Source organism: Pseudomonas sp. RP-B7 (assembly GCF_059803535.1).
On record NZ_JAPFHC010000008.1, the window covers coordinates 129,505 to 156,344 of the forward strand.

The 26,840-nt window shown below is 62.3% G+C and carries 25 protein-coding genes; 16 read left to right on the forward strand and 9 right to left on the reverse strand.

All coding sequences use genetic code 11. The annotated features are described in order from the left end of the window. The first annotated feature begins 1 nt into the window (after position 1). From OPU96_RS10355 to OPU96_RS10380, 6 genes are read left to right on the forward strand one after another with little or no spacing between them, the layout of a single operon-like run. Positions 2–1,642 (forward strand): GspE/PulE family protein, encoded by a 1,641-nt coding sequence (locus tag OPU96_RS10355; protein WP_498559048.1) that lies wholly within the window; start codon positions 2–4, stop codon positions 1,640–1,642. Further along, positions 1,623–2,348 carry a hypothetical protein gene (locus tag OPU96_RS10360; protein WP_498559049.1) on the forward strand — a complete coding sequence of 242 codons (726 nt, stop codon included), beginning with the start codon at positions 1,623–1,625 and terminating at the stop codon, positions 2,346–2,348. Before OPU96_RS10355 ends, OPU96_RS10360 begins: the two co-directional genes overlap by 20 nt. After that, the gene (locus OPU96_RS10365; protein WP_498559050.1) at positions 2,345–2,899 is read left to right on the forward strand and encodes a hypothetical protein; all 555 of its coding nucleotides are present in this window, start codon (positions 2,345–2,347) and stop codon (positions 2,897–2,899) included. Before OPU96_RS10360 ends, OPU96_RS10365 begins: the two co-directional genes overlap by 4 nt. A 6-nt stretch (positions 2,900–2,905) precedes the next feature. After that, positions 2,906–3,442, forward strand: coding sequence for a hypothetical protein (locus OPU96_RS10370; RefSeq protein WP_226454510.1), 537 nt, complete (start codon positions 2,906–2,908; stop codon positions 3,440–3,442). After that, positions 3,439–3,927 carry a hypothetical protein gene (locus OPU96_RS10375; protein ID WP_226454511.1) on the forward strand — a complete coding sequence of 163 codons (489 nt, stop codon included), beginning with the start codon at positions 3,439–3,441 and terminating at the stop codon, positions 3,925–3,927. The genes OPU96_RS10370 and OPU96_RS10375 overlap by 4 nt, the downstream gene beginning before the upstream one ends. A 15-nt stretch (positions 3,928–3,942) precedes the next feature. Then, positions 3,943–5,883: a secretin GspD/PilQ domain-containing protein gene (locus OPU96_RS10380; RefSeq protein WP_498559051.1), complete on the forward strand. Its 1,941-nt coding sequence runs from the start codon at positions 3,943–3,945 to the stop codon at positions 5,881–5,883. 118 nt (positions 5,884–6,001) lie between these two features. On the opposite strand, the gene etfB is transcribed toward OPU96_RS10380, so the two are convergent. From etfB to OPU96_RS10410, 6 genes are all read right to left on the reverse strand, one after another. Further along, positions 6,002–6,772 carry an electron transfer flavoprotein subunit beta gene (etfB, locus tag OPU96_RS10385; RefSeq protein ID WP_498559052.1) on the reverse strand — a complete coding sequence of 257 codons (771 nt, stop codon included), beginning with the start codon at positions 6,770–6,772 and terminating at the stop codon, positions 6,002–6,004. A gap of 10 nt (positions 6,773–6,782) precedes the next feature. Next, positions 6,783–8,003 carry an electron transfer flavoprotein subunit alpha gene (gene etfA / locus OPU96_RS10390; RefSeq protein ID WP_192299881.1) on the reverse strand — a complete coding sequence of 407 codons (1,221 nt, stop codon included), beginning with the start codon at positions 8,001–8,003 and terminating at the stop codon, positions 6,783–6,785. Then, positions 8,003–9,946: a dimethylglycine demethylation protein DgcB gene (dgcB, locus tag OPU96_RS10395; protein ID WP_498559053.1), complete on the reverse strand. Its 1,944-nt coding sequence runs from the start codon at positions 9,944–9,946 to the stop codon at positions 8,003–8,005. Before dgcB ends, etfA begins: the two co-directional genes overlap by 1 nt. A gap of 173 nt (positions 9,947–10,119) precedes the next feature. Beyond that, positions 10,120–12,180 (reverse strand): dimethylglycine demethylation protein DgcA, encoded by a 2,061-nt coding sequence (gene dgcA / locus OPU96_RS10400; RefSeq protein WP_192299883.1) that lies wholly within the window; start codon positions 12,178–12,180, stop codon positions 10,120–10,122. A 15-nt stretch (positions 12,181–12,195) separates the two neighbouring features. Further along, entirely contained in the window at positions 12,196–12,726 is a 531-nt protein-coding gene (locus OPU96_RS10405) for a DUF5943 domain-containing protein (RefSeq protein WP_192299884.1), read from the reverse strand. 78 nt (positions 12,727–12,804) lie between these two features. Then, on the reverse strand, positions 12,805–13,782 hold the full coding sequence (locus OPU96_RS10410) for a dipeptidase (protein ID WP_005792153.1): 978 nt from the start codon (positions 13,780–13,782) through the stop codon (positions 12,805–12,807). Between the two features lie 218 nt (positions 13,783–14,000). On the opposite strand from OPU96_RS10410, the gene OPU96_RS10415 reads away from it, so the two are divergent. After that, the gene (locus OPU96_RS10415; protein ID WP_498559054.1) at positions 14,001–14,402 is read left to right on the forward strand and encodes a lysozyme inhibitor LprI family protein; all 402 of its coding nucleotides are present in this window, start codon (positions 14,001–14,003) and stop codon (positions 14,400–14,402) included. A 41-nt stretch (positions 14,403–14,443) separates the two neighbouring features. Further along, positions 14,444–14,860, forward strand: a complete 417-nt coding sequence (locus OPU96_RS10420) for a DUF3010 family protein (protein WP_226454514.1) — start codon at positions 14,444–14,446, stop codon at positions 14,858–14,860. 99 nt (positions 14,861–14,959) lie between these two features. On the opposite strand, the gene OPU96_RS10425 is transcribed toward OPU96_RS10420, so the two are convergent. Next, positions 14,960–15,904 (reverse strand): GlxA family transcriptional regulator, encoded by a 945-nt coding sequence (locus tag OPU96_RS10425; RefSeq protein ID WP_192299887.1) that lies wholly within the window; start codon positions 15,902–15,904, stop codon positions 14,960–14,962. Positions 15,905–16,097: 193 nt separating this feature from the next. Between OPU96_RS10425 and OPU96_RS10430 the strand changes: the two genes are divergently transcribed. The 5 genes from OPU96_RS10430 (at position 16,098) to OPU96_RS10450 (ending at position 20,190) form a co-directional block, all read left to right on the forward strand. Then, positions 16,098–17,030: a choline ABC transporter substrate-binding protein gene (locus OPU96_RS10430; protein ID WP_498559055.1), complete on the forward strand. Its 933-nt coding sequence runs from the start codon at positions 16,098–16,100 to the stop codon at positions 17,028–17,030. 73 nt (positions 17,031–17,103) lie between these two features. Further along, a complete protein-coding gene (cdhC, locus tag OPU96_RS10435) occupies positions 17,104–17,991 on the forward strand; it encodes a 3-dehydrocarnitine:acetyl-CoA trimethylamine transferase CdhC (protein WP_192299889.1) in 888 nt (295 codons plus the stop codon). A 147-nt stretch (positions 17,992–18,138) separates the two neighbouring features. After that, on the forward strand, positions 18,139–19,104 hold the full coding sequence (locus OPU96_RS10440) for an L-carnitine dehydrogenase (RefSeq protein WP_498559056.1): 966 nt from the start codon (positions 18,139–18,141) through the stop codon (positions 19,102–19,104). Positions 19,105–19,217: 113 nt separating this feature from the next. Then, entirely contained in the window at positions 19,218–19,703 is a 486-nt protein-coding gene (locus tag OPU96_RS10445; RefSeq protein ID WP_226454517.1) for a thioesterase family protein, read from the forward strand. 223 nt (positions 19,704–19,926) lie between these two features. Then, entirely contained in the window at positions 19,927–20,190 is a 264-nt protein-coding gene (locus tag OPU96_RS10450) for a hypothetical protein (RefSeq protein WP_192299892.1), read from the forward strand. Positions 20,191–20,296: 106 nt separating this feature from the next. Here the strand turns inward: OPU96_RS10450 and gbdR are convergent, their stop codons facing one another. Next, the gene (gene gbdR, locus OPU96_RS10455; RefSeq protein ID WP_498559057.1) at positions 20,297–21,400 is read right to left on the reverse strand and encodes a choline metabolism transcriptional regulator GbdR; all 1,104 of its coding nucleotides are present in this window, start codon (positions 21,398–21,400) and stop codon (positions 20,297–20,299) included. Positions 21,401–21,918: 518 nt separating this feature from the next. Beyond that, positions 21,919–23,295 (reverse strand): L-serine ammonia-lyase, encoded by a 1,377-nt coding sequence (locus OPU96_RS10460; protein ID WP_305391667.1) that lies wholly within the window; start codon positions 23,293–23,295, stop codon positions 21,919–21,921. Positions 23,296–23,710: 415 nt separating this feature from the next. Between OPU96_RS10460 and OPU96_RS10465 the strand changes: the two genes are divergently transcribed. From OPU96_RS10465 to choV, 3 genes are all read left to right on the forward strand, one after another. Then, entirely contained in the window at positions 23,711–24,658 is a 948-nt protein-coding gene (locus OPU96_RS10465; RefSeq protein ID WP_498559058.1) for a choline ABC transporter substrate-binding protein, read from the forward strand. Between the two features lie 71 nt (positions 24,659–24,729). After that, on the forward strand, positions 24,730–25,575 hold the full coding sequence (gene choW, locus OPU96_RS10470; protein ID WP_010207125.1) for a choline ABC transporter permease subunit: 846 nt from the start codon (positions 24,730–24,732) through the stop codon (positions 25,573–25,575). Beyond that, positions 25,572–26,750 (forward strand): choline ABC transporter ATP-binding protein, encoded by a 1,179-nt coding sequence (gene choV / locus OPU96_RS10475; protein WP_192299896.1) that lies wholly within the window; start codon positions 25,572–25,574, stop codon positions 26,748–26,750. The genes choW and choV overlap by 4 nt, the downstream gene beginning before the upstream one ends. The last annotated feature ends 90 nt before the right edge of the window (positions 26,751–26,840 follow it).

Below are 26,840 nucleotides of genomic sequence, written 5' to 3' on the forward strand. Positions count from 1 at the left end.
CATGAGCGAACAGACACGGCAATGGCAAGCATTGGCGCAACAACGCTCGATGTCCCTGGCCAACTACCTGCTGGAAGTGCTGGACAAGGCACCCGATCAACTCGCAACCATCGCCACCCCCCTGGGCCTGACGCCGATCAAACCCAAGCACCTGACGGAAAGCCATTGGCGTTTCGACCTGCTGCCACTGCCCCAATCGCTGATGCACAACGTGCTGCCCCTGGACTACCAGGGCCACCCCTGCCTGGTGCTCGGCGACCCGTTCACCCTGGCCAATCGGCACTGGATCCAGTCCACTCCCAACCTGCATTCACTGCCCCTGGCGATGAGCCTGCCGGGCGCGGTCAAGGCCCAGTTGGCGCTCGCCGAAACCAGCCAGCGCGTGATGCAGCCCTTTGGCGAGGACAATGAAGACGCCCGCGTCGGCCAGGCCGCCCAGGAAATCTCCCTGAGCAGCATCGCCCGCGACGACAACCCCGTGGTGCGCCTGATCAACTCCATGTTGTTTGATGCGCTGCAAAGCCGCGCCAGCGACATCCACCTGGAGACCAACCCCGAAGGCCTGGACATCAAATACCGCATCGACGGTGTGCTGCAAGCGATGGGCAAGGCCAACGGCCTGGACATGGCCGAGCAGGCGCTGTCGCGGATCAAGGTCCTGTCGGAACTGGACATCGGCGAGCGCCGGGTGCCCCAGGACGGGCGATTCAAGATGAAGATCCAAGGCCGTGAGGTGGATTTTCGTGCGTCGATCATGCCCAGCATCCATGGCGAAGGCGCGGTGCTGCGGATTCTCGACAAGTCCCAGCGCGGTGAATCCCTGAGCCTGGAAAGCCTCGGCCTCGCCGCCGACACCATCGCCCGCATCCGCCTGCTGGCCAGCGAGCCCTACGGCATGCTGCTGGTGACCGGGCCCACCGGCAGCGGCAAATCCACCACGCTGTACGCGACCCTGTCGGAGATCAACACCGGCGAGAAAAAAATCATCACCATCGAAGATCCGGTGGAATACGAACTACCCGGTGTGCTGCAGATTCCGGTGAATGACAAAAAGGGGCTGACCTTCGCCCGCGGTCTGCGCTCTATCCTGCGCCATGACCCCGACACCATTCTGGTCGGGGAAATCCGCGATGGCGAAACCGCCGGCATCGCGGTGCAAGCGGCACTCACCGGGCATCTGGTGATGTCCTCGGTGCACGCCAACAGCGCGTTCAGCGTGCTTGAACGCTTTACCTACATGGACGTGGACCCGGCCAGCTTCGTCGAAGCCCTCAACGGTGTGGTCGCGCAGCGGCTGGTGCGGCGGGTGTGTCCGGATTGTGCGGTGAATGCCGAACCCGACGCCGACAGCGCCCGCCTCGTCCAGCTTGCCGATGACCAACTCAAACACGGCCACTACCGCGCGGGCAAAGGCTGCGACGCCTGTCGTCACACGGGTTATCGCGGACGGCTCGCCCTGGCGGAAGTGCTCACGCTGAACGACAGCATCAAGGAGGGCCTGCTCAACCGCAGCTCGGCAGCCACCTTGCGCGAGCTGGCGCGTGAGACTGGCCATGTGTTCATGCGTGAGATCGGCCTGGCCCATGCCGCCCAGGGCCACACCACGATCAAGGAGATCCTCCGTGTCCTTCCCTTTCATTGAGCATGTGGTGTGGCTGCACAGCAGCGGCGCCGTCTGGGCTGCGCGCCCGCGCTGGCGCGGTGCAACGGTATGGCGCGCGGAACAGGCCGGCGAACCCTTGGCCGCCTGCGCCGAACTGCTCGCACAGGCGCCGCGCGGTCGCGTGCGCTTTCTGGACCGGGCCAGCGTGCTGCTGGGGTTTCCCCACGTGCATTACCTGATGCTGCCGTGGCAAGACGACCTGCATCGCCACACTGACTGGCAGGGCTTCGCCGAAGCCACGTTCAGCCAACAGGCCGGTATCGACAGCGAACACTGGCAGGTCCAGGTCGCCAACAGTAGCTTCGGCCGCGATCGCCTGGCGGTGGCCCTGCCACGGGACCTGCTGCAAGACATCCGCGAGCTGTTCAAGCTGGCGCACCTGCCCCTGGTGAGCTGCACACCGCTGCTCACGGCCGTGGCCCAGCGTTACTGGCGATACCTGCCCGAAGACTGCGTGCTGGCCGTCCCCGAAGCCAGCGGCCTCAGTTGCCTGTATCGACACAGCGGCGCGCCGTCCCAGGTGTGCGTGCTGCCCACCCGCCCCGACAGCCACTTGAGCGACAACCTGTTCACCGCCGACCTGCTGGCACAGCAACAGGCGACGGCGACGCTGATCGTCGCCAATCGCCCTGTCTCGCCCTGGCTGGGGCCCTTGCATCCGTGGCTGGAGGAATCGTCCACATGAAATCCCGGCTCGCCAGCGCCTGGCACACCCTGCGCACGCCCCAGGCGCCAGCGGTGGACTTGCAACGCCCCGACGGCGTCAATCGGCCGCTGGTCGCCGTGCTGTGGCTGCTCACGCTGGGAGTGCTGCTCAACACCTGGTTGCACTGGCAGCGCATGGACCAGCAGCAACGCCAGACCGATGCACGGGAGCAGCAGTTCATCGAGCTGACGCGACGCCAGGAGCAATTGATCCAGGCTGCGAGTCGCCTGTCGCCCCGGCAGAAACAACAGCTGGCAGCGCTATCCAAGCAAGCGGCGACACCCTTCGCGCTGATCGACGCCGTGGCGCAAGCCTGGTCCCCCGACGTGGCCCTGACCCGGGTCGAGGTCAACACCCAGGCCCAGCTGTTGCACATGGAACTGGAGGCCAGGCGGCTGGGCGATGCGTTCCGATTTGTCGAACGGCTCAAGGCCCAGCCGCGGCTGCATGTGAACCTGCAACAAAGCACCCTCAAGACCAATGACCCGCAACACCCGGTGCAGGTCAAGATCGCCGTGGGCGCGGGGTAATCGCCCATGGACGCGTTGACTCGTCACCTGCCGCGCGTGCGCTGGCACCTCATGCAATGGCAACGGCGCCTGGGCTCCTGGGGGCTGCTGGCATTGGCCGTGATGGCGACTGCACTGGTGGTCGAAGTCACGGTGATTCAACCGGCGGGCATCGTCGACCGCCAGCGCCGCCAGGAACTGGAGGCCGGCATCGCCGAACGGCCCCAGGACGTGCAAGTCACAGAGCCTGCGGCCGTCGAAAAAATGCCCAGTGCCGACGACTTTGCGCTGCGCCTGGAACAGCTGCTGGGCTCCCTCACCCAACGCGGCTTCGTGATCGAGCAAACCACCCTGGCCTACTCCGCCCCCGGCGACACCGGGCTGCAACGCCTGGACGTGGAAATCCCGTTGGTCGGGCCCTACAGCCTACTGCGCGAGGCGTTGGTGGACATCGCGCAACAGCCGGCAGTGCGCATTGAAAACCTCATGCTGGAACGCAAGGAGATCATCAGCAGCCGGCTGAACATCAACCTCAAGATCAGCCTGCTGGGGGTGACGCAATGAAGCTGCCTCTCTATCTACGCGTGCTGTTGCTGCTCACCGTCATCGGCTGCGCCTGGCTGTTCTGGCAGGACACGCCGGACAGCCCGGTCAGCGCTCCCACGGCAGTGGCCGCCAAGCCGGTGGCCGCCGCACCGGCACCCCAGCCCGTGCACGCACCGGCGGCCATGGTCGAGCTGTTCCCCGCGCAAACCTGGACACCCCCGCCGCCACCGCCGATACCTGTGGATAACTCGCCGCCCAAACCGCCGCCGCTGCCATTCACTGTCAGTGCGCAATGGCGCTACGAGAACCAAGCGAAAATCGTCGTGCTGCAAGGCAACGGCAGCCAATACACCCTGTGCAACCGCTGCTCCGTACCGGGACGTATCGTGCCCGGCAAGATGCTCGACGCGCACTACCGGCTGGACAAACTCACCGACACGCTCGTGGTGCTGACCTACATGCCGCTCAAGCATGTCAGCACCTTGCGCCTGGATACTCACTGATGAAGGGGAATGATCATGTGGATGCGTACATCGATTCCCCTGGGCCTGGTGCTGATATTGCTTACCGGCTGCGAGACCGATCGAGCGATCAAGCACAGTGACGAACTGCGCCAGCAAGGCGACATCGTGCGCTCGGTCGAAGTGCTGCAAGCCGAAGCCAAACAGGCGCCCGACGATGTGAAATTGCGCACCGCCCAATTCAGCAAGCTGGAGTTGCTGGTCGCCCAATACAGCCGCGAAGCCAGCGCCGCACTGGTGCGCGGCGACGACGCGGCCGCCATTCGCGCGCTGCAAATCATCCTCAAGTACGACCCCGGCAACCTCGGCGCCCGCCAGGAAATCCAGAGCATCGAGGCGATGAAACAACTGCGCCCGCAACTGGCGCGGGCCTATGAAATGAAACGCGCCAACCCGGTCGAAGCGCTCAATCTGGTGCGCCAGATCATTGCGCAAAAACCCAACTACCGAGAGGCCCTGGATTTTCGCAACGCCCTGACCCGCGAGTTGGTGAGTGCCGACTACCTGAGCGCCGACCTGTCCGAAGCCATGCGCAAACCCCTGAGCCTGGAGTTCAGCGCCCAGAGCCTGAGCACGATCTTCGAGACGATAGCGCGGCTGTCGGGGGTCAATTTCGTCATCGACAAAGACGTCAATCCCAGCGCCTCGGCGAGCATGTCCGCCAGCCGCACTACCGCCGAAGATGCGCTGAACCTGCTACTCACCACCCAGGGCCTGGACAAGAAAATCCTCAACAACAATACGATCCTCGTGTACCCCAAGCGCCCCGACAAAGAGCGTGAATACCGTGAGCTGGCCGTGCGCACCTTTTACCTCAGCCATGGTGACGCAAAGATCGTCGCCGCCGAGATCAAGCAAGTGCTCAAACCCAAGGAAGTGCTGGTGGACGAGCGCCTGAATGCGGTGATTGTGCGCGATGGGCTGGATACGTTGAGTGCGGTGGAGAAGATGGTCGAGGCCATCGATATTGCGCAATCGGAGGTCACTATCGACATTCAGGTGCTGGAGGTCAGCCTGACGGATGAACTGAATCTGGGCATCCAGTACCCGGAGAGTCTCGGCTTGTCGGTGGGCAACCTGGCCAACGTACCTGCGGGGCTCGCGGGTGTGCCGCTGAGTGCGCTGCGCGGGATCAATGGCGATAACATCCTGCTGGACTCAGGCAGCACCTCGGCCCGCATCAATATGCTGCAACGCAGCGGCAACACCGTGACCCTGGCCAACCCTCGGGTACGGGTGCGCAATCGCGAAGAGGCCCAGGTCAATATCGGCGACAAGATCCCCGTGGTCACCACCACGACGGCCAACCTGGTCACCACCTCATCCGTGGCGTACCAGGACGTGGGACTACAGATCAGGGTCAAGCCCAATATCAGCCTCAGCGATGAGGTGAACCTGGAAGTGGATGTGGAGATGAGCCATATCACCAAGCGCATTGCCGGCTCGGAAAATGTGCCTGCCACTTTTGAATTGGGTTCGCGCTCGACCAGAACCTTGCTCACGGCGCGCAACAATGAAACCCAGGTGGTCTCAGGGCTGATCCGCACCGCCGACGTCGATGACGGCTCGGGCTTGCCGTGGTTGAGCCAGATCCCATGGATCGGCAAAAAGCTGTTTGGCACCAATCAGAGTACCCAGCAGAAAACCGAGATCATCCTGCTGCTGACTCCCAGGATCGAACGCAACCTCGACCTGCCGATTTCCCAGATCAGCACCTTCCACAGCGGCACCGAGGCGCGCAGTTCGACGGAGGGCATGATTCTGCGCGACACCACCGAGAAGATGACTCTCAAGCCTACCGGTGGCGATCCGACGCCCTCGATACCGCCACCGATGCAGCAACCGAATGCCAACTGGGCACCGCTGCCGCCGCCGTTGCCGGAATTGCTGCCCAAGCCAGCGCCGGTGCCGACACCTCAAGCCCCACAGGCACAATGAAAATCAATTGTAGGGGCTGGCTTGCCTGCGATGGCGGCGGGTCAGCTTGCACAGCCTTAGCTGATGGACCGCTATCGCAGGCGAGCCAGCTCCCACATGCTTTTGCAGGGTTCTCTAGTTAGCGGACTACACCCTCTTCCACCAACAACTTGAGGATCGCCTGGGCGCCCTCCTCCGCGCTCACACCCTTGAGCACTTGCCCACCACCGCCACTGGCCTTGGCCGTCGCGGCTTTCATCCGGTCGGCACCGCTCTTGGCCTTGATCACCTTCAAACGCTTGGGCCGTGGCTTGGCCGGTTGCAGCACTGCGGCGTTGAACAGTTCATCTTCTGCCACCTCAACCTCATGCGCCGCCAAATCACCACGTTGCGCCGGGCCGTAGGCACTTTGCCGGGGCTTGGGCGCGGCGTTGTCCACCGTGGCCAAAAACGGCAGGCGCACCTTCAAGCGCCGCCGCTGGCCGCGAGGCAAGGCTTGCAGCACATGGGCCACGCCGCCGTCGATGGACTCCACTTGCGCCAACCCGACAATCAACGGCCAGCCCAGTTGCTCGGCGAGCAGGAACGGCAACATGCCCGAACCTTCGCCGGTTTCCGCCTGGCTGCCGGCGAGCACCACGTGGGCACCGGCATCGCGCAAGTATTCACTGAGCACCGGCAAGGCATCGCTGCCCGCCGGTTGTTCCAGCACATGCAGTTGCGGCAAGCCCATGCCCAAATAACTGCGCAAGGTCGGCTCGGCGATGTTGCCGGCATGCAGCACCTGCAATGTATCCCCAGCCAGTTGCAGGCCCAGCTCCACCGCGCGCGCGTCCTGCTCGGCGCGGCGCGGGCGCCCGGAGGTTGGGTGGGCGCCGATGGACACCAGGCTGATTACATTCGTGGTCATGGTCATGTCCTTAAGCGGCATCGCGCTTGGCGCCGTTGCGGTAGGTCTCGACTGCAGCGATCAAGGCTTGCAGGATCGCGGCACTTTCGCCGATCACCGACAGGTCGGCACGCTTGATCATGTCGCAGCTCGGATCGAGGTTGATCGCCACCACCTTGTCGCAGGCGCCGATGCCTTGCAGGTGCTGGATCGCCCCGGAAATCCCCACGGCCACGTAGACCCGGGCGGTGACCCAGGTGCCGCTGGCGCCGACCTGGCGATCACGGCCCATGAAGCCATCGTCCACTGCCACCCGCGAAGCGCCTTCGGTGGCACCCAGTGCGGCGGCAGTCTGGTGGAACAGCGCCCAGTCCTTCACGCCGTTGCCGCCAGAGAAAATGAACTCCGCCTCGGCCATCGGAATCGCTGCCGGGTCCACGGCCACCGCGCCGAGGTCCTCGATACGCGGCAGGCTGCGCGCCAGGGTTGTGGATAACTCCACGGGCAGCACTTCGTGCCGGGTTTCGCTGACGGGTTCAGCGCATTCCACGGCAGCCAGGATCAGGCGCGGCAGTGGCCGGGCCAGGTCTTCCTGGCCCGCGCCGGCACGGCCGATGCACTCGTCGCCCTTGATCTGCCACACCCGCGTGGCCGGACGCTCCTTGAGGCTGGCGGCAAACCGTCGTCCCAGTTCCCCACCGCCACTGCGGCTGTCCGGCAGCAGCCAGTGACGCGGGTTGAACTGGTTATCCACAGCCCGCAAACCTTGCACGCGTTGCTCCGGTGAATAACCGTCGAACTCGTGGCCTTCCAGCACCAGCAGGCGATCCACGCCCGCAGTGGCAAACGTGTTTTCCTTATGCTCGCCAAACACCACCGCCAGCACTGCGCCGTCGCTGCCGGCGAGTTGCCGGGCGAGGCCGAGCAGGTCGCGGTCGTGGCTGCTCAGGCGGCCACCGACCATGTCCGGCACCACGTTGATGTAGAACGCCGGCGCCGCCACCTGATGCAGCGGCAACTGCACTTGCACTGCCGCCGTGCGTTTGGCCGCGCCGCCCTGCTGGGCGCCGCTGCGGTCGATGCGCTTGATGCCGTTGGGGCCGATAAAACCGACGCCATGCACGTTCTTGCGGACGATGCCGTTAGGCCCCATCCAGCTATGTTGTACGGGCTGCATCGCTGCGTGCAGCGGGTGCAGACGGTTGCGGGCGATCCATTCGGCACGGGGGTCGCGGCGGATAATGTCGCTCATCAGTGCACCTCCGCAGGTTCACGCTTTAAAGGGGCTTTGCTCGGTGCGGCGTCTTCAAGCAATGCGTCGGCCACCAGCTCGGCGATGTCCTTGATCAACGGCCGCGGTTCAACCACGCCTTCGAGCATCGCCGTGCACTGTGGACAACCCACGGCCACCAGTTCGGCGCCGGTTTCGCGGATGTCTTCCATGCGCATATCGGGGATACGTTGCTTGCCGGGAATGTCGGTGATCGGCGCGCCGCCACCACCGCCGCAGCAGCGGGAACGGAAGCCCGAGCGTTGCATCTCCTTGACCTCGATGCCCAGCGCACGCAGCACTTGGCGCGGTGCCTCGTACTCGCCGTTGTAGCGGCCCAGGTAGCACGGGTCGTGATAGGTCACGCTGTTGCCTTTGTGCTGGCCCAGGTTCAGCGCGCCTTCGCCGATCAGCTCGGCCATGAAGGTGCTGTGGTGCTGCACGAGGTAGTGGCCGTTGAAGGAGCCGTACTCGTTTTTCAGCACGTGGAAACTGTGCGGATCGCAAGTAACGATGCGCTTGAAGCTGTACTTGGCCAGGGTCTGGATATTGCGCGAGGCCAGCAGTTGGAAGGTGGCTTCATCGCCCAGGCGTCGGGCCACATCACCGCTGTCGCGCTCTTCGAGGCCAAGTACGGCGAAGTCGACATTGGCGGCCTTGAGCACTTTGACGAACGCACGCAGGGTGCGTTGGTTGCGCATGTCGAAAGCACCGTCGCCGACCCAGAACAGCACGTCGGCACTGCCTTTGTCGCTGAGCAACGGCAGGTTCAGATCCGCCGCCCAATTCAAGCGCCCCCCCGGTGCGAAGCCGCCAGGGTTGTCGGTGGCGATCAGGTTTTCGAGGACTTCGGCGCCCTTGTTCGGCGTGGCGCCCTTTTCCAGGGTGAGGTGGCGGCGCATGTCGACGATGGCGTCCACGTGCTCGATCATCATCGGGCACTCTTCCACGCAGGCGCGGCAGGTGGTGCACGACCATAGGGTCTCGGCGTCCACCAGGCCATTGACGATCGGCTGATGTGGGTTGCCGCTGTGTTCACCGATGGCTTTGCCTGGGTACGGGCTCCCGGCGAACTTGGCATCGGTGCCACCGGCCAGGCCGACCACCATGTCCTGGATCAGTTTTTTCGGGTTCAGTGGCTGCCCGGCGGCGAATGCCGGGCACGCGGCTTCGCACTTGCCGCACTGCACGCAGGCGTCGAAACCGAGCAGTTGGTTCCAGGTGAAATCCTTGGGTTTTTCCACGCCCAGGGGCGCGGTTTTGTCGCTCAGGTCCAGCGGCTTCAGGCCGGTGGAACGGCCGCCGCCGAAACGTTCGGCGCGACGGTGCCAGGCCAGGTGCAGGGCACCGGCGAAGGCGTGTTTCATCGGGCCGCCCCAGGTCATGCCGAAGAACATTTCGGACACGCCCCACAACACACCTACGCTGAGCAGCGCGGCGAGCAGCCAGCCGCCGAAGTCCGCCGGCAGAATCCCGGCCACTGGCAGGGTCACCAGGAAGAAGCTCACCGAGAACGCCATCAGGCTTTTCGGCAGGCGCATCCACGGGCCTTTCGACAGGCGTGCCGGCGGGTTGCGCCGACGCAGGTAGACAAAGGTGGCGCCGACAAACATCAGTACCGAGGCGAGCAGCAAGGCATAGCCAAGGATGCGGTTGTGCAGGCCGAAACCGTGCACCAGGATCGCCAGCAACGCCGACAGCACAAAGCCCAGCGCCGTGGCGACGTGGGTGTTGGCGATGTATTTGTCGCGGGCGACCACGTGGTGCAAATCGACCATGTAGCGCTTGGGCATGGCCAGCAGGCCGCCCAGCAGGTCGACTTTGGACGCGCGGCCACGGCGCCACATGTTTACCCGGCGCAGGGCGCCGAGGACGGCGAGGCCCAGGGCGGCAAACAATAAAATGGGAAGCAGGGTGTTCAACATGGTGAAGCTCCCAAAGACCACACAGGTCTACTGTGAAACTGGCCCCAAATGTGGGAGCGGGCTTGCTCGCGAATGCGGTGTGTCAGCTGACGCATTCGGTGGCTGATTCACCGCATTCGCGAGCAAGCCCGCTCCCACATTTTTGACCGAGTACACATTGGTTCAAGGCTGGGTCAGAAATCCTTGCACAGGCGCAGGGCGTCGTAGATCGCAGCGTGGGTATTGCGCTGCGCCACACAGTCACCGATGCGGAACAGCAAGTACCCATCGCCCGTCTCGCTCAGGCACGGTTGCGGTTTGATCGCGAACAGCGCTTCGACGTCGATCTGGCCCTTGTTGCGCGAGCCTTCCTTGAGGGCGTAGTAGATGGCTTCATCCGGACGCACGCCGTTCTCGACGACGACCTGATCGACCACCCGCTCCTCTTTGGCGCCGGTGTATTCGTTCTCCAGCACCGCCACCAGCTTGTCGCCCTCGCGGTAGACCTTTTCCAGCATCATGTCGCCGGTCATGATCACTTCCTTGGGGTACATGCTGCGGTAGTAGGTCGGGAACGACGTACCGCCGATGGCCACGCCCGGCTTGATGTCGTCGGTGACGATCTCGACCTGGCTGCCTTTGTCCGCGAGGAAGTCCGCCACCGACATGCCGGTGAACTCGCAAATAGTGTCGTAGACCAGCACGTTCTTGCCCGGTGCAACCTTGCCGTCGAGCACGTCCCAGCTGCTGACCACCAGGCCTTCAGCCGCGCCCCAGTGTTCGTTCTGTTCCACGTTCGGATGGCCACCGACCGCCAGCACTACCACGTCTGGACGCAGGTCCATGATGGTGTCGGCGTCGGCCGCGACGCCCAGGCGCAGGTCGACTTTCAAACGCGCCAGCTCCAGCTGATACCAGCGGGTGATGCCGGCGATCTGGTCGCGTTGCGGGGCTTTGGACGCGGTGGTGATTTGCCCGCCGATGAATTCTTTCTTTTCCAGCAGGGTCACGTCGTGGCCACGTTCGGCCGCCACGCGCGCGGCTTCCATCCCGGCAGGACCGGCACCGACCACCACGACCTTGCGTTTGACGCCGGTGGTTTTTTCGATGATGTGCGGCACGCCCATGTATTCACGGGAGGTCGCGGCGTTCTGGATGCACAGCACGTCCAGCCCCTGATACTGGCGGTCGATGCAGTAGTTGGCGCCCACACACTGCTTGATCTGGTCGATCTGGCCCATCTTGATCTTGGCGATCAAGTGCGGGTCGGCGATGTGTGCACGGGTCATGCCGACCATGTCCACATAACCGCCTTCCAGGATGCGGGTGGCCTGGTTCGGGTCCTTGATGTTCTGCGCGTGCAGCACCGGGACCTTCACCACTTCCTTGATCCCGGCCGCCAGGTGCAGGAACGGCTCCGGCGGGTAGCTCATGTTGGGGATCACGTTGGCCAGGGTGTTGTGGGTGTCGCAGCCCGAACCCACCACGCCGATGAAATCGAGCATGCCGGTGTCGTCGTAATACTTGGCGATCTGCTTCATGTCCTCGTGGGACAAGCCGTCCGGGTGGAACTCGTCACCGCACAGGCGCATGCCTACGCAGAAGTCGTCACCGACCTCGGCGCGCACGGCCTTCAGCACTTCCAGGCCGAACTTCATACGGCCTTCAAAGGTGCCGCCCCATTCGTCGGTACGCTTGTTGACGCGCGGGCTCCAGAACTGGTCGATCATGTGCTGGTGCACGGCGGACAGTTCCACACCGTCCAGGCCACCGGCCTTGGCGCGGCGTGCGGCCTGGGCATAGTTGCCGATCACGCGCCAGATTTCTTCCGGCTCGATGGTCTTGCAGGTGGCACGGTGCACCGGCTCACGTACGCCGGACGGCGACATCAGGGTCGGCCAGTTGAAACCGTCCCAACGCGAGCGACGGCCCATGTGGGTAATCTGGATCATGATCTTGGCGCCATGCTTGTGCATGGCGTCAGCCAGGTTCTGGAAGTGCGGGATGATACGGTCGGTGGACAGGTTCACCGAGCTCCACCATTCCTGGGGGCTGTCGATCGCCACCACGGAGGAGCCGCCGCAGATCGCCAGGCCGATACCGCCCTTGGCTTTCTCTTCGTAATACTTCACATAGCGGTCGGTGGTCATCCCGCCGTCGGTGGCATACACCTCGGCGTGGGCAGTACTGAGCACGCGGTTGCGGATGGTCAGTTTGCCGATCTGGATCGGCGCAAACATTGCTTCGAAAGCCATGGCACGGTCCTCGGCTTACAACGGCTTGACGGTGAACAAGCCATCATCGTGGCCCTCTTCGGAGCCTCCGTAGACTTGTTCGGCGACTGTGCGGATCTTGCTGCCACGCGCTTGCAGGATCTGGTCCATGGCACCGGCAAACCAGCCGGTGAACATGTAGTCGACTTTGCGCCCGACCTTGCCGTACACGTAGACGAAGGCCGAGTGTTCCAGCTTGACGCTGGCGGTGCCTTTGTCGAGGTCGATGTCCTGGATCTTGAACAGGCCCCAGCCGCGTTGCGACAGGCGCTTCATGTAGTGCTCGAACACCGCGACGCCTTCCAGGCCGTGGCATTCGGCTTCTTTTTCACACCAGTGCCAGGCGGATTTGTAGCCGGCTTTGTAGAGGATCTCGGCATAGGCCTCGGCGCCCAGCACTTCTTCGATACCGATGTGGTTGTTGACGAAGAAATGGCGCGGCACGTACAGCATTGGCAGGGCGTCGGAGGTCCAGACACCGGTCTCGCTGTCGACTTCGATTGGCAATTGCGGGGCGATCTTGGCCATGGAAACTTAACTCCAGAAAAATTCTTGTTAATGCCCCCGGGCGCGGACGGCCGGGGGAGAAGATGTGTTGGCGGTGGCTTATTCGCCCCAGACGTCCTTGAGGACGTTGACCCAGTTTTCGCCCATGATCTTGCGGACCACGCGCTCGGGGTGGCCGCGCTTGAGCAGGGTTTCGGTGAGGTTGGGGAACTCGCCCACGGTGCGGATGCCCAGCGGGTTGATGATCTTGCCGAAGCTGGTCAGGCGGCGGGCGTAGCCCTTGTCATGGGTCAGCATTTCGAAGAAATCCTGGCCATGGCCCTGGGTGAAGTCGGTGCCGATGCCAATGGCGTCTTCGCCGACGATATTCATGGTGTATTCGATGGCTTCGGCGTAGTCGTCGATGGTCGAATCGATGCCCTTGGCCAGGAACGGCGCAAACATGGTCACGCCGACAAACCCGCCGTGGTCGGCAATGAACTTGAGTTCTTCATCGGACTTGTTGCGCGGGTGCTCTTTGAGCCCGGACGGCAGGCAGTGGGAGTAGCACACCGGTTTTTTCGATTCGAGGATGACTTCTTCGCTGGTCTTGGAGCCGACGTGGGACAGGTCGCACATGATGCCGACGCGGTTCATCTCGGCGACGATCTCACGACCAAAACCCGACAGGCCGCCATCACGCTCGTAGCAGCCGGTGCCGACGAGGTTCTGGGTGTTGTAGCACATCTGCACCACGCCAACGCCGAGCTGCTTGAAGATCTCGACGTAGCCGAGCTGGTCTTCAAACGCGTGGGCATTCTGGAAGCCGAAGATAATGCCGGTCTTGCCCTGCTCCTTGGCGCGGCGGATGTCGGCGGTGGTTTTCACCGGGATCACCAGGTCGCTGTTTTCACGGATCAGGGTCTGGCTGGCCACGATGTTATTGATGGTGGCCTGGAACCCTTCCCACACCGACACGGTGCAGTTGGCGGCGGTGAGGCCGCCTTTGCGCATGTCCTCGAACAGGTCGCGGTTCCACTTGGCAATAATCAGCCCGTCGATAACGATGCTGTCGGCGTGCAATTCGGCTGGGCTCATCAGGCGTCCCCTTATTGGCGATTCATGCGCCGAATCGTCTGCCGGCGCTTTGGGGCCAGCATATGCCCAGGGGCCGACAGAGCCGGGTGCAAAAACGACAGGGGAATTGCCGAAAGCGTCAATCCACGACAAAGGCTAAGAACAGAGGCCTGACTGACGACTGTTCTTTGTCCTACTCTTGGGCCAGAATTCCCGCACACCTGATATGAGACGGCGCAATGAAATCGATTTTCCTGGCTTTGGCACTCATCGCAACCGGCGTCCACGCGGCCGAAGACACCGACAGCACCCCGTGCGATGGCATCGAAAACGACAAACAAACCCTGGAATGCGCTACCTACAACAAAACCACCGCCGAGCAACTGCTCAAGGATAACTACCAGGGCCTGCTGGAACGCATGGCGGCGACCTACGGCAGCGACAAAACCAAGCTGGCAGACATTACCGCTCGTCTGAAGGATGCCCAGCAGAAGTGGGAAAAACTGCGGGATGCCGATTGCGCCGTGGACACCTTCCCGGCGGTAACGGGCACCAAGGCCTATTCGATTGCAGTGAATGACTGCCTGGCGCGCATGAGTGACGAGCGGTCGGAGTTTTTGGAGTCGATTGGGCAGGAATAAGCGACAATCCCCGGCACTTTCCGTTTGAAACAAGGCTATTCATGAAGACTTGCGGCATCGAAATCAAAGGCAGCGAAGCCATCATCGCCGTCGCCTCCCTGGACAACCAAGTGCTGAGCCACGTCGCCCTGGCCACCAAGAAGATCGCCCTGGAAGACGACGACGAAGCCGCCAACGTCAAAGCCTTCGCCGCGCAAGTGAAGGCGTTTGTGCAGGCCAATGGCATCGAGCGCATCGCGATCAAGAAGCGCAGCAAGAAGGGTGAATTTGCCGGCGGGCCGACCACGTTCAAGATTGAAGGGGTGTTTCAGTTGCTCGACGGTGTGGAGGTGACGTTGTTGTCGCCACAGACTATTAATGCGCAGAACAAGAAGCACAATTTTGATCTGCCCGCGACGCTCAACAAGTACCAGCACGAAGCCTACAAAGCCGCCTGCTCGGCCCTGCTTAAGAAATAAGCCACACTGATACTCGGTGCAGCTCTGAAATTGAGTTTTATACCCAATTATGGCGGCAACTATAATTTATAGTCGCCACTATAATTGGCTAAAAAATGATCAAACCACCTCCCGTCGCCGATCCTCCCGTGGGCACTTGGCAAACCGCGCGCGGTAACTGCGGGTGAAATACGACGGCGATTCAAACCCGCACGCAATACTCACTTCCAGCACGCTCATGTCGCTCTGGCGCAGCAGTTGCCGGGCCTTTTCCAGGCGCAGGCCGAGGTAGAAATTGCTCGGGGTGTCATTCAGGTGCAAACGAAACAGGCGCTCCAGCTGGCGCCGAGTGACCTTGATCGCCTCGGCCAGGGCCAATGTGCTTAGCGGTGGCTCGGTGTGCTGTTCCATCTCGCCGATCACTTGCACCAGTTTCTTGTTGTTGATGCCGTAGCGCGTGGCGATCTGCATGCGCTGGTGGTCTTTGCGTGGGCGGATGCGGCCCAGCACGAATTGCTCGGAAACCTGGATCGCCAGGTCGGGACCATGGGCCTGGGCAATCAGGTCGAGCATCAGGTCGATGGACGCGGTGCCGCCGGCGCAGGTGATGCGGCGACGGTCGATCTCGAACAGTTCCTGGGTCACGGTCAGGTGCGGATACGATTCCTTGAAAGCATCGATGGCTTCCCAGTGCAGGGTCAGGCGGTGCCCATCGAGCAGGCCCGCCTCAGCCAGCACACAAGCGCCGGTGTCGATGGCGCCAAGGGTTACGCCCTCGTGGTCGAGGCGGCGCAACCAGTGCTCCAGCGCGGGCGTGGCGAACTGCAAAGGCTCGAAGCCAGCGACAACCAATAATGTCGCGCCTTTCTTCAGCGGCTCGAGCGCCGCGTCGGCATTGACCGACATGCCATTGCTCGCCAATACCGCGCCGCCGTCGGCGCTCAGCACGTGCCAGCGGTACAGCTCGCCACGAAAGCGATTGGCCACCCGCAGCGGTTCCAGCGCGGAGATAAAGCCGATGGCCGAGAAGCCCGGCATCAGCAAAAAATAGACATCCTGGGACATGGTGGCGCTCTCGTCGGACGGCCAGCGTGGCACTGTGATACTCCCGTTCGCGGGTGGTTTCAAGGGGGCAGGTCGCTGCAGTGCAAGAGTCGGTCGCCGCCGTGCGTTTTACCGCCGCGCAAGCTGCGTACCTTGGCTGCACGGTGCACAAAGACACCGGCCCCCACAATAACGACCTGCCGAGGGAACCACCATGAAACGACTGATGTTCGCACTCAGCGCCAGCGCACTCTTGAGTACCAACGCGATGGCGGCCGACGCGGCGTCCTGCCAGAACGTGCGCATGGGCGTGGTGAACTGGACCGACGTCATCGCCACCAGCGCCATGACCCAAGTGTTGCTCGACGGCCTCGGCTACAAGACCAAACAGACCAGCGCCTCCCAGCAAATCATCTTCGCCGGCATCCGCGACCAGCGCCTGGACCTGTTCCTCGGCTACTGGAACCCGCTGATGACCCAGACCATCACGCCGTTCGTCGACGCCAAGCAAGTCAAGGTCCTCGACAAGCCGAGCCTGGAAGATGCGCGTGCCACCCTCGCCGTGCCGACTTACCTGGCGGACAAGGGCTTGAAAAGCTTCGCCGACATCGCCAGGTTCGAGAAAGAACTGGGCGGCAAGATCTACGGCATTGAGCCAGGCTCGGGCGCCAATACCCAGATCAAGGCAATGATCGCCAAGAACCAGTTCGGCCTGGGCAAGTTCCAGCTGGTCGAATCCAGCGAGGCCGGCATGCTCGCCGCCGTCGACCGTGCGGTGCGCCGCAAGGAAGCCGTGGTGTTCTTCGGCTGGGCGCCGCACCCCATGAACGTCAACGTCGCCATGACCTACCTCACCGGCAGCGACGACGCCCTGGGCCCGAACGAAGGCATGGCCACGGTATGGACCGTCACCGCGCCGACCTACGCCGAACAGTGCCCCAACGTGCACAAGTTGCTGACCAACCTGACCTTCACCGCTGCCGACGAGAGCCGGATGATGCAGCCCCTGCTGGATCACAAGGACGCCATCGAGTCCGCCAGGCAGTGGCTCAAGGATCACCCCCAGGACCAGGCGCGCTGGCTCGAAGGCGTGACCACTTTCGACGGCAAGCCGGCTGCGGCCAACCTGCAACTGTCCAGCAAATAAGCCATTTCCAACCACCGTTTCGCGGTCACTCCCGACCGCGAACGGCATCACCACGCCTGTAAGGAACCGCCTCATGAACCACGACGTCATCATCACCTGCGCACTCACCGGTGCTGGCGACACGACCAGCCGCAGCCCCCACGTGCCGGTCACTCCCAAACAGATCGCCGCCGCCGCCGTGGAAGCCGCCAAGGCCGGCGCCACCGTTGTGCACTGCCACGTGCGCGACCCCGAGACCGGCAAGTTCAGCCGCGACGTCGCCTTGTACCGCGAAGTGATGGAGCGCATCCGCGAGGCCGACATCGACATCATCGTCAACCTCACCGCCGGCATGGGCGGCGACCTGGAGATCGGTGCGGGCGAGAATCCGATGGCGTTCGGCCCCAATACCGACCTGGTCGGCCCGTTGACCCGCCTGGCGCATGTGGAGGAACTGCTGCCGGAAATCTGCACCCTGGACTGCGGCACGCTGAACTTTGGGGATGGCGACACCATTTACGTATCCACCCCGGCGCAACTGCGCGCGGGCGCCAAGCGTATCCAGGAGCTGGGGGTCAAGGCCGAGTTGGAGATTTTCGACACCGGCCACCTGTGGTTCGCCAAGCAGATGATCAAGGAAGGCCTGCTCGACAACCCGTTGTTCCAACTGTGCCTGGGCATCCCGTGGGGCGCACCGGCCGACACCACCACCATGAAAGCCATGGTCGACAACCTGCCCGCCGACGCCGTGTGGGCCGGCTTCGGCATCGGCCGCATGCAAATGCCGATGGCGGCGCAAGCGGTGCTGCTGGGCGGCAATGTGCGGGTGGGGTTGGAAGACAACCTGTGGCTGGACAAGGGCGTGCTCGCCACTAACGGCCAGTTGGTGGAGCGGGCGAGTGAAATTCTCAGCCGGCTTGGTGCACGGGTTCTGACCCCGGCGGAAGGTCGCGTGAAGATGGGCCTGACCCGACGCGGCTAACCCCCTGCCCGAAACCGAATCAAAAATGTGGGAGCGGGCTTGCTCGCGAATGCGGTGGCTCAGTACCGGATAGAGCGACTGACACTGCGCATTCGCGAGCAAGCCCGCTCCCACAATGGATCACCGAACTCTTCAGGAATGTCGCCAATGAGCTTTATCACCGAAATCAAAACCTTCGCCGCCCTGGGCAGCGGTGTCATCGGCAGCGGCTGGGTGTCGCGCGCCCTCGCCCATGGCCTGGATGTGGTCGCCTGGGACCCCGCGCCCGGCGCTGAAGCCGCCCTGCGCAAACGCGTCGCCAACGCCTGGGGCGCCCTGGAGAAACAAGGCCTGGCACCCGGTGCATCACAGGATCGCCTGCGCTTTGTCGACACCATCGAAGCCTGCGTAAAAGACGCCGATTTCATCCAGGAGAGCGCCCCCGAACGCCTGGAGTTGAAGCTCGAATTGCACAGCAAGATCAGCGCCGCCGCCAAGCCCAATGCGCTGATCGGTTCGAGTACGTCCGGTCTGTTGCCGAGTGAGTTCTACGAGCTCGCCACACACCCGCAACGCTGCGTGGTCGGCCATCCGTTCAACCCGGTGTATCTGCTGCCGCTGGTGGAAGTGGTCGGTGGCAAAAACACCGCGCCGCAAGCGATCCAGGCCGCGATCAAGGTGTATGAATCCCTCGGCATGCGCCCGTTGCATGTGCGCAAGGAAGTCCCTGGCTTTATTGCCGACCGCCTGCTTGAAGCGCTCTGGCGTGAGGCGCTGCACCTGGTCAACGACGGCGTGGCGACCACTGGCGAGATCGACGATGCGATCCGTTTTGGCGCGGGGCTGCGTTGGTCGTTCATGGGCACGTTCCTCACCTACACCCTCGCGGGTGGCGACGCCGGCATGCGGCATTTCATGGCGCAGTTCGGACCGGCGCTGCAGCTGCCGTGGACCTACCTGCCGGCACCGGAGCTGACCGACAAGTTGATCGACGATGTGGTGGAGGGCACCCGCGATCAGTTGGGCACACACAGCATTTCGGCGCTGGAGCGCTATCGTGATGATTGCCTGTTGGCGGTGCTGGAAGCGGTAAAAACCACCAAGGCCAAACACGGCATGAGCTTCGCTGAATAACCCCTGTGGGAGCGGGCTTGCTCGCGAAAGCGGAGTGTCAGTCACTTAAATTTTTCTGACTCACCGCATTCGCGAGCAAGCCCGCTCCCACATTTTTTGACCGAGTACATGCCATGCCTGCATTAACCACTTATACGACGCAAATCCACCCCGACTGGGTGGACTACAACGGCCACCTGCGCGACGCGTTCTACCTGCTGATCTTCAGCTACGCCACCGACGCGCTGATGGACAGCCTCGGCCTGGACAGCACCCACCGCGAAGCCAGCGGCCACTCGCTGTTCACCCTGGAGTTGCACCTGAACTACCTGCACGAAGTGAAACTCGGCGCCGACGTCGAGGTGCATACCCAACTCATCGCCCATGACACCAAGCGCCTGCATCTCTACCACAGCCTGCATCCGGTCGGCGGCGATAAGGAACTGGCGGGCAACGAACAGATGCTGCTGCACGTCGACCTCAAAGGGCCCCATGCGACAGCGTTTAGCGAGGCCACGCTGCAACGCCTTTCGGCGATCTGCCTGGAGCAGGCCGACTTACCGCGCCCTGCCCTGCTCGGCCGGGTCATCGGCATAAAAAAAGCCCCGATCAAGCCGTGACGAGATCGAGGCAGAAGGTTTTGTGTGAGCTGTACATCCCGAGGGTGACCAAACCGTCAAGCTGCTTGCTTGAACCCAGTGTGCCCATTAGTGCCGTCGGCAAATGGCCCGAAAACGACATGCTCATAGCCATCTGAGCCATTCGTGCAATCTGCCCTTGCCGACCCCTTGAGTGGCTACCAGAATCGAGGTCAAACCCGTTCCCTTCACCAGGATAAACGTCATGATGCATGCGGATTTGATTGACCAGGATGACCTGCTGGGCCAGTTGCGCTCACTGGGTTTTGAAGTCTCCAGCGGCTCTACCGCCGAGCAGGCCTGCGAGTGTGCGGTGCGTGGCTTGAGCGAGGCGCGGGCCAAGGCACTGAAGGGGATGGTGGAGCAGATGTACACCGGCAGCGCGACGATCTTGCCGGCGGTGCGCCAGGCGATCGATAAGCAGTTGCTCCCGGCCCTCATGCAGTTCAAGCAGAACTCCGGGGCCTGATGAACCGCATTCGCGAGCAAGCCCGCTCCCACATTCGACCGAGTTCCAACCCTGGAATGCAGTTGAATGTGGGAGCGGGCTTGCTCGCGAATGCAGGCGCCTGGGTCTAGAGCCTTACGCTGGCAAACGTCGACTCATTGCGCGCCTGGCTCAACGCCGACAGCGGCCCCGACAACGGTGACAACACCAGTGCCTGCGGAATCGGCATCATCGCCACCTGCTGGGTAGTGTTGGAGCCCACGCGCTCATCCCGCGGCGGAATGCCGAAGTATTCGCGGTAGCACTTGGAGAAGTGCGGCGTGGAGACAAACCCGCACACCGATGCCACTTCGATGATCGACATCGGCGTTTGCTTGAGCAGCTGCCGCGCACGGATCAGGCGCAGCTTCAGGTAATAACGCGACGGCGAGCAGTGCAGATACTTCTGGAACAGCCGCTCCAACTGGCGCCGCGACACGGCGACGTACACCGCCAGTTCGTCCAGGTCGATCGGCTCTTCCAGATTGGCCTCCATCAACGCGACGATTTCCTGCAGCTTCGGCTGGTTGGTACCGAGCATGTGCTTGAGCGGTACGCGCTGGTGATCCTGCTCGTTGCGGATGCGTTCGTACACAAACATCTCGGAGATCGCGGCCGACAGTTCACGCCCGTGATCGCGGCTGATCAGGTGCAGCATCATGTCCAGCGGCGCGGTGCCGCCGGAGCTGGTGAAGCGGTTGCGGTCGAGGGTGAACAGGCGTGTGCTCATGGCCACGCGGGGGAAGGCTTCCTGCATCGAGGCCAGGCATTCCCAGTGCACGCTGCAATCGAAACCATCGAGCAGACCCGCGCAGGCCAGGGCCCAGCTGCCGGTGCACACGGCGCCCAGGCGACGCGACTGGCGCGCCTGGCTCTGCAGCCACGACACGTGTTCACGGGTGACGGTACGTTGGATACCCACACCACCGCACACGATCACGGTGTCCAGGGCCGGGGCTTTGTGCATGGAGGCATCGGGAGTGATTTGCAGCCCGTCGCTGGCCCACACTTGGTTGCCGTCGACACTCAGGGTTGTCCAGCGATACAACTCGCGACCGGACAGCTGGTTGGCCATGCGCAGGGGTTCGACTGCGGATGCCAGGGAAATCAGCGTGAAATTGTCCAGCAGCAAAAAGCCGATGGATTGAGGCGTACGGTTCTGGGGTTGAGCCCCGGAGTTGAACGACGTCATCACAGTATCTCCTCACACAAAGCGGGTGATGGCCTCAGGCGAGGCTCTTGTTATTGCGCTCTTCATCCTTCACGGAGAGAGGCTTTGAATTGACAGAGCAAATGCCATGCCTAAATTTGAATGGCCGTCCAATAACTCCTAAAAACGACGTTTTGACGCGTCTATATAAGCCCGCGCGAGACGCATGGTTAAGCCCTGAAATGGGCGTAGGAACGGGCCCTCACAAACCGGGTGAGCAGAACGGTAGCACTTGTGGGAAGGCGCTTTGCGGGCGTAGGAGAAGTCTGTCACCCATGGCACGGGGGACGGGTGGTCGAGGGGTAAACCGTTCGTGAGCTACTTATCTGTTTGCGACGCGCTAAAAGGTGGCGCTTTTGCTTTGGGTGTGCACTTTGTGAGCAGTGTTGTCTGGACCTCCGCTATCGCAGGCAAGCCAGCTCCCACATTCGACCGCGTCCTCATGCTGGAACTCGGTCAACTGTGGGAGCTGGCTTGCCTGCGATAGCGGTGTCACTGACTCAACACTCGACAGCACTCACCGCCAACCCACCCCGCGACGTCTCTTTGTACTTGTCGTGCATGTCCGCCCCGGTATCGCGCATGGTGCGGATCACCCGGTCCAGCGAGATAAAGTGCTGGCCATCCCCACGCAACGCCATCTGCGCCGCGTTGATCGCTTTCACCGCCGCAATCGCGTTGCGCTCGATGCACGGCACCTGCACCAGCCCGCCCACCGGGTCGCAGGTCAGGCCGAGGTTGTGCTCCAGGCCGATCTCGGCGGCGTTGCACAGTTGCTCCGGCGTGGCGCCGAGGATTTCCGCCAAGCCGGCGGCAGCCATCGCGCAGGCTGAACCCACCTCGCCCTGGCAGCCGACTTCGGCACCGGAGATCGAGGCGTTTTTCTTGCACAGGATGCCCACCGCCGCGGCGCCGAGCAGGTAGTCGACCACATTGGCTTCGGTGACTTCTTCGCTGAACTTCATGAAGTAGTGCAGCACCGCCGGGATGATCCCCGCCGCGCCGTTGGTGGGTGCGGTGACCATGCGCCCACCGGCGGCGTTTTCTTCGTTGACGGCGAGGGCGAACAGGTTGACCCACTCCATCGCGCTCAACGTCGAGCCGATTACATTGGGCTTGTTCAATTCCTGCAGGCTGCGGTGCAACTTGGCGGCGCGGCGGCGCACGTTCAGGCCGCCGGGCAGGATGCCTTCGTGCTTGAGGCCCTGCTCCACGCAATCTTGCATGGCGTGCCAGAGCTTGAGCAGGCCACTGCGGATTTCTTCTTCGGAGCGCCAGACCTTTTCATTGGCCAGCATCAGTTCGGCGACGCGCAGGTTGTGGGTCTTGCACAGCTGCAACAGCTCGGCGGCGCTGGAAAAATCGTAGGGCAGTTCGGTGCGGTCCATGTCGGCCACGCCGCTTTGTGCCTGGGCTTCATCCACCACAAAACCGCCGCCCACCGAATAGTAAGTGTCGCGATGCAACTCGCCGCTGTCGCCGTACACCACAAGGGTCATGGCATTGGGGTGAAACGGCAGGTTTTCGTCGAGCAGGCGCATGTCGCGGGCCCACACGAAGGGCACCGGCAGGTGTCCGTCCAGCAGCAGGGTGTCGGTTTCGCGCAGGGTGTGAATGCGCAGGCCGATTTGCGACGGGTCGATTGCGTCCGGCCACTCGCCCATCAACCCCATGATGGTGGCGGTGTCGCTGCCGTGGCCGATGCCGGTGGCGGACAGGGAGCCATAAAGCTGAACTTCGACGCGCCGCACTTGTTCCAACAACTCACGTCCACGCAGGCCCTGGACGAACAACGCCGCGGCGCGCATGGGGCCGACGGTGTGAGAACTCGAAGGCCCGATGCCGATCTTGAACAGGTCGAAAACACTGATAGCCATTGCGGTAGAACTCCTCGATAAGCACGGCCAGGCTTGAACGAGGTGCTACGCTCAGATCGCCCAGATGGCGGCATCATCAAGCTTTTATCCGCCGTCACGGCGTCTCACACCGACGCACCCATGCTCACTAGCGTCGCTGGCGTGTGATCACCTGTTTTGGGCGTTTTTTGCGGTGCAGATGGGCAAAAACTGCAGTTTTGCCTTGGGAAAAACCTGTAAGCGACGTCACCGACACTGGATACGACCCTCCCTGTACTGGATACGACGCCCCCTGTAGGCGTCAGATTTTCACTGGTACATGATCAGTCTCGACTCGTTTGCAAGGCGCCGTGCCAGAGCAGTTGTCACACGCTCTAAACGCAACACTTATAAAGCGCGGCGAAGGCCGCCAGAAAAAACACAGGAGTCTAGCCCCATGAAAGGTTCACCCCAGTTGTTATTGGCCGCCATGCTGAGTCTGCCAGTCCTGGCGCACGCGGCAGAGCCGGCACAATGTCAGACCGTCAACTTCTCCGATGTCGGCTGGACCGACATCACCGTCACCACGGCGACCACCAGCGAAATCCTCAAGGGCCTGGGCTACAAGCCGCGCACCACGATGATTTCCGTACCAGTGACCTACAAGTCCCTGGCCGACGGCAAGAACATGGACATCTTCCTCGGCAACTGGATGCCGACCATGGAAAACGACATCAAGCAGTACCGTGATGCCGGCACCGTGGAAACCGTGCGCGCCAACCTGGAGAACGCCAAGTACACCCTGGCGGTCCCCGAAGCGCTGTACAACAAAGGCCTGAAGGACTTCGCCGACATCGCCAAATTCAAGGACGAGCTGGGCGGCAAGATCTACGGCATCGAGCCGGGCAACGATGGCAACCGCACCATCCAGACACTGATCGACAAAGACGCCTTCGGCCTGAAAACCGCCGGTTTCAAAGTGGTCGAATCCAGCGAAGCCGGGATGCTCTCCCAGGTTGAGCGCGCCTCCAAGCGTGACCAGGCCATCGTGTTCCTCGGCTGGGAACCGCACCCGATGAACACCCGTTTCAAGATGAAGTACCTGACCGGCGGGGATGATTCCTTCGGCCCCAACTACGGCCGGGCCACCATCTACACCAACGTGCGCAAGGGCTACACCCAGGAATGCAGCAACGTTGGCCAGCTCCTGAAAAACCTGTCGTTCACCTTGAACATGGAAAGCACCCTGATGGGTAACGTGCTGGACGACAAGATGAAGCCCGACGCCGCGGCGAAAGCCTGGCTGCAGAAAAACCCGCAAGTGCTCGACACCTGGCTCGCGGGGGTCACCACCGTTGATGGCAAACCTGGACTGGACGCCGTGAAAGCCTATCTCGCCAAGTAATTCACCGTTGTCCCCGGGGCGGTGCGCTGCCCCGGGATGTTTTCCCTCTTCGCATGTGGACATTCACTACCATGCTGACTGAACAGAAAATCCCACTAGGCCAGTACATCGCTGCCTTCGTTGAATGGTTGACCCAACACGGTGCCAACTACTTCGACGCAATCGCATCGACGCTGGAAACGATGATCCACGGCGTGACGTTCGCGCTGACCTGGTTCAATCCGCTGGCATTGATCGGTCTGATTGCGCTGCTGGCTCATTTTATTCAACGCAAATGGGGCCTGACCGTATTTGTGATCGCCTCCTTCCTGCTGATCCTCAACCTGGGGTACTGGCAGGAAACCATGGAGACCCTGGCGCAGGTGCTGTTCGCCACCCTGGTCTGCGTGGTCATCGGTGTGCCGCTGGGCATTGTTGCCGCGCACAAACCGATGTTCTACACCATGATGCGGCCGGTACTCGATCTGATGCAGACCGTACCGACCTTCGTCTACCTCATCCCTACCCTGACCCTCTTCGGGCTGGGTGTGGTGCCTGGGCTGATTTCCACGGTGGTGTTCGCGATTGCCGCGCCGATCCGCCTGACTTACCTGGGTATCCGTGATGTACCGCAAGAGTTGATGGACGCCGGCAAGGCCTTTGGCTGCTCGCGCCGTCAGTTGCTCTCGCGCATTGAACTGCCCCACGCCATGCCGAGCATCGCTGCCGGCATTACCCAATGCATCATGCTGTCGTTGTCGATGGTGGTGATCGCCGCCCTGGTGGGCGCCGATGGCCTCGGCAAACCGGTGGTCAACGCACTCAACACCGCTGACATCGCCCTGGGCTTTGAAGCCGGCCTGGCAATCGTATTGCTGGCCATCATGCTCGACCGCATCTGCAAACAACCCGACGCCAAAGTAGGGGGTGATGCATGAGCATTATCCGATTCGACAATGTCGACGTGATCTTCTCCAAAGACCCACGCGAAGCGCTCAAGCTGCTGGACCAGGGCATGAGCCGTAACGAGATCCTGAAAAAGACCGGGCAGATTGTCGGCGTTGAAAAAGCCAGCCTGGACATCGAGAAAGGCGAGATCTGTGTGCTGATGGGCCTGTCGGGCTCGGGCAAATCCAGCTTGCTGCGCTGCATCAACGGCCTCAACACCGTGAGCCGCGGCCAGCTGTTCGTGGAGCATGAGGGTCGCCAGATCGACATCGCTTCCTGCACCCCCGCCGAGCTGAAAATGATGCGTACCAAGCGCATCGCCATGGTGTTCCAGAAGTTCGCCCTGATGCCGTGGCTGACCGTGCGCGAAAACATCAGCTTCGGCCTGGAGATGCAGGGCCGTCCGGAAAAAGACCGGCGCAAGCTGGTGGACGAAAAGCTCGAACTGGTAGGCCTGACCCAATGGCGCAACAAGAAGCCGGATGAACTCTCCGGCGGCATGCAGCAGCGCGTCGGCCTGGCCCGCGCGTTGGCGATGGACGCCGACATCCTGCTGATGGACGAACCCTTCTCCGCCCTCGACCCGCTGATCCGCCAGGGCTTGCAGGACGAGTTGCTGGAACTGCAACGCAAGCTGAGCAAGACCATTGTGTTCGTGAGCCACGACCTCGACGAAGCGCTCAAATTGGGCAGCCGTATCGCGATCATGAAAGACGGCAAGATCATCCAGTACAGCGTGCCGGAAGAGATCGTGCTGAACCCGGCGGATGACTATGTGCGCACCTTCGTCGCGCATACCAACCCACTGAACGTCCTGTGCGGCCGCAGCCTGATGCGCACCCTGGACAACTGCAAGCGCGTCAACGGTTCGGTGTGCCTGGACCCGGGCGGCGACTCGTGGCTGGACCTGGCCGAAGGCAACACCATCAAGGGTGCTCGCCAGAATGGCGCGGTGATGAATTTGCAGAACTGGGCACCGGGGCAAGCGGTGGAAGGTTTGAGTCGGTTGCCAACGCTGGTGGATTCGAATATCGGCATGCGTGATGCGTTGCAGATTCGGTATCACACGGGGAACAAGCTGGTGTTGCATGACAACAACCAGGTGGTGGGGATCTTGGGGGACAGCGAGCTGTACCACGCCCTGCTAGGCAAGAACCTGGGCTAGGCCAATCCCACAAACCCCACCGAAGAAATGGGGTCAATGTGGGAGCGGGCTTGCTCGCGAATGCGGTGTATCAGTCAGCACACCTGTCAC

Bases quoted from the DNA above. Each gene is read 5' to 3' on its own strand.
- OPU96_RS10425 (WP_192299887.1), bottom strand. From the start codon at position 15,904: ATGTCCCAGGATGTCTATTTTTTGCTGATGCCGGGCTTCTCGGCCATC.
- OPU96_RS10380 (WP_498559051.1), top strand. From the start codon at position 3,943: ATGTGGATGCGTACATCGATTCCCCTGGGCCTGGTGCTGATATTGCTT.
- gbdR (WP_498559057.1), bottom strand. From the start codon at position 21,400: ATGACGTCGTTCAACTCCGGGGCTCAACCCCAGAACCGTACGCCTCAA.
- OPU96_RS10420 (WP_226454514.1), top strand. From the start codon at position 14,444: ATGAAGACTTGCGGCATCGAAATCAAAGGCAGCGAAGCCATCATCGCC.
- cdhC (WP_192299889.1), top strand. From the start codon at position 17,104: ATGAACCACGACGTCATCATCACCTGCGCACTCACCGGTGCTGGCGAC.
- dgcB (WP_498559053.1), bottom strand. From the start codon at position 9,946: ATGTTGAACACCCTGCTTCCCATTTTATTGTTTGCCGCCCTGGGCCTC.
- OPU96_RS10365 (WP_498559050.1), top strand. From the start codon at position 2,345: ATGAAATCCCGGCTCGCCAGCGCCTGGCACACCCTGCGCACGCCCCAG.
- etfB (WP_498559052.1), bottom strand. From the start codon at position 6,772: ATGACCACGAATGTAATCAGCCTGGTGTCCATCGGCGCCCACCCAACC.
- OPU96_RS10465 (WP_498559058.1), top strand. From the start codon at position 23,711: ATGAAAGGTTCACCCCAGTTGTTATTGGCCGCCATGCTGAGTCTGCCA.
- OPU96_RS10460 (WP_305391667.1), bottom strand. From the start codon at position 23,295: ATGGCTATCAGTGTTTTCGACCTGTTCAAGATCGGCATCGGGCCTTCG.
- dgcA (WP_192299883.1), bottom strand. From the start codon at position 12,180: ATGGCTTTCGAAGCAATGTTTGCGCCGATCCAGATCGGCAAACTGACC.
- OPU96_RS10375 (WP_226454511.1), top strand. From the start codon at position 3,439: ATGAAGCTGCCTCTCTATCTACGCGTGCTGTTGCTGCTCACCGTCATC.
- OPU96_RS10430 (WP_498559055.1), top strand. From the start codon at position 16,098: ATGAAACGACTGATGTTCGCACTCAGCGCCAGCGCACTCTTGAGTACC.
- OPU96_RS10440 (WP_498559056.1), top strand. From the start codon at position 18,139: ATGAGCTTTATCACCGAAATCAAAACCTTCGCCGCCCTGGGCAGCGGT.
- choW (WP_010207125.1), top strand. From the start codon at position 24,730: ATGCTGACTGAACAGAAAATCCCACTAGGCCAGTACATCGCTGCCTTC.
- OPU96_RS10355 (WP_498559048.1), top strand. From the start codon at position 2: ATGAGCGAACAGACACGGCAATGGCAAGCATTGGCGCAACAACGCTCG.
- OPU96_RS10415 (WP_498559054.1), top strand. From the start codon at position 14,001: ATGAAATCGATTTTCCTGGCTTTGGCACTCATCGCAACCGGCGTCCAC.
- etfA (WP_192299881.1), bottom strand. From the start codon at position 8,003: ATGAGCGACATTATCCGCCGCGACCCCCGTGCCGAATGGATCGCCCGC.
- OPU96_RS10445 (WP_226454517.1), top strand. From the start codon at position 19,218: ATGCCTGCATTAACCACTTATACGACGCAAATCCACCCCGACTGGGTG.
- OPU96_RS10410 (WP_005792153.1), bottom strand. From the start codon at position 13,782: ATGAGCCCAGCCGAATTGCACGCCGACAGCATCGTTATCGACGGGCTG.
- OPU96_RS10405 (WP_192299884.1), bottom strand. From the start codon at position 12,726: ATGGCCAAGATCGCCCCGCAATTGCCAATCGAAGTCGACAGCGAGACC.
- OPU96_RS10450 (WP_192299892.1), top strand. From the start codon at position 19,927: ATGATGCATGCGGATTTGATTGACCAGGATGACCTGCTGGGCCAGTTG.
- choV (WP_192299896.1), top strand. From the start codon at position 25,572: ATGAGCATTATCCGATTCGACAATGTCGACGTGATCTTCTCCAAAGAC.
- OPU96_RS10370 (WP_226454510.1), top strand. From the start codon at position 2,906: ATGGACGCGTTGACTCGTCACCTGCCGCGCGTGCGCTGGCACCTCATG.